This is a genomic window from Bradyrhizobium sp. R2.2-H (genome assembly GCF_004346455.1).
Taxonomy (GTDB): domain Bacteria; phylum Pseudomonadota; class Alphaproteobacteria; order Rhizobiales; family Xanthobacteraceae; genus Bradyrhizobium; species Bradyrhizobium diversitatis.
In genome coordinates, this window is sequence record NZ_SMBR01000034.1 from 1 (window position 1) to 1444 (window position 1444).

The following is a 1444-nucleotide window of genomic DNA, read 5'->3' on the forward strand; positions in this document are numbered from 1 at the left end:
CCTTGCGGCCGAGACCCGGCAGCACGACGTCGAAATTGCCCGATGCGAGCTCGCGCATCGCCTTGCACATCGCGATCATCGGACGCGAGATGCCGTTGCCGAGCCACAAGGCCAGCACGGTGCCGACGGCCAGCCCGCCCAGCGCCAGCATCAGCATCAGCTGCTCGGTTTCCACGATGGTGGAATTGGCGCTCGCCTCGATGCGTTGCTGGTCGGCGGTCAGATCCGAACGCAGCTCGGCCGAGAGCTTGAGGATGGTCGCAGCCGTCTTGGTCATCTCGCCGTTCAGCTTGACGATCACCTTCACGTTCTCATTCAGCTTTGCGAACGAGGTGCGGTATTGCTTCAAGAGATCGCCGATCTCCTTGACGCGATCCGTGATCTTCTGGTCATTCGCGTAGATGGAGACCAGCAGCGTCTCGAGGAACTTGATGCGGGCGATCACGCCGTCGGCGGTCTTCGGCTCCGGCTTGGCCACGAATGCGCCGACCGAGGTGGAGACCGCCAGATATTGCGAGGTGACGTCCTTGGCCGTGGTCTGGACCGAGTTCAGGCCCGCCAGAGCTGCGGTGTCGGCGAGATCATCGAATTTGAAGCGGATCTTGTTGCCGACACTGTTGAGTTCATCGGCCGCGATCTTGTTGTTCTCGCGCGTCAGCGTGATGATCTCGCTGAAGACTTTCGTGAAGTTCTGGAACTCGGTCTCGAGCTTGCCGACCTGCTCGCGGCGGGCGGCGCCGGTCGTCGCCGTCATCGACTTGGCGATCGCGCTCTTCAGGTTGCCTTCAGCGGTCTTGGCTGCGGTCTCGTCATCGGCCGCACCGGTCAGGGTATAGGCCCGCGCCAGCCCTTGATAAGCAACCAGCTCGCGATCGACCGTCCGCGCCAGGTCGGCTTCCGATACGCTGGTGCGATAGGACGCCACAGCGCCTGCGATTCGCTCGAAGCCGAAATAGGCGAACGCCATGCTGGCGGCGAGGATGGCTAGCACCGCCACAAAGCCGAGGATGATTTTTGCGCGAAAGCGCAGCGTTGGCAGCTTCGATTTGCTCGACTTCGACTTGACCGACATTCCCCCACCCCATTCCATTCGCGGAAAGCCAGGCGCATCCCGGAAGCAGCCCGCTTCCCGGCTCTTCTGCACGTTACGGGGCAAAGGATAAGCTGTGGTAAATTTGTGGCGCCGCAACTGGCGGTTAGGTGACCCAGGGAATTGTTAAGGCCCGCTTTCCCGCGCCGTTACAAATTGACCGCCGCCCCATCTCCGCCGTCGTCCCGGACAAGCGCGCCCAAAGCGCGCGCCGATCCGGGATCCATAGCCACAGGGAGTGATTTGGCGAAGACTCGGGGTTGCCACCGTCCGTCCCAACGACGCCCAGGGAGTATGGGTCCCGGATCTACGCGCGCCTGAGGGGCGCGCTTGTCCGGAACGACGGCGGAGGGC

The 1444-nt window shown here is 62.9% G+C and carries 1 pseudogene; it reads right to left on the reverse strand.

Annotation, left to right across the window (positions count from 1 at the left end):
- A pseudogene (locus tag EDE08_RS38135) lies at nucleotides 1-1072 on the reverse strand (methyl-accepting chemotaxis protein); the annotation flags it as partial.
- Between the last annotated feature and the right edge of the window lie 372 nt (nucleotides 1073-1444).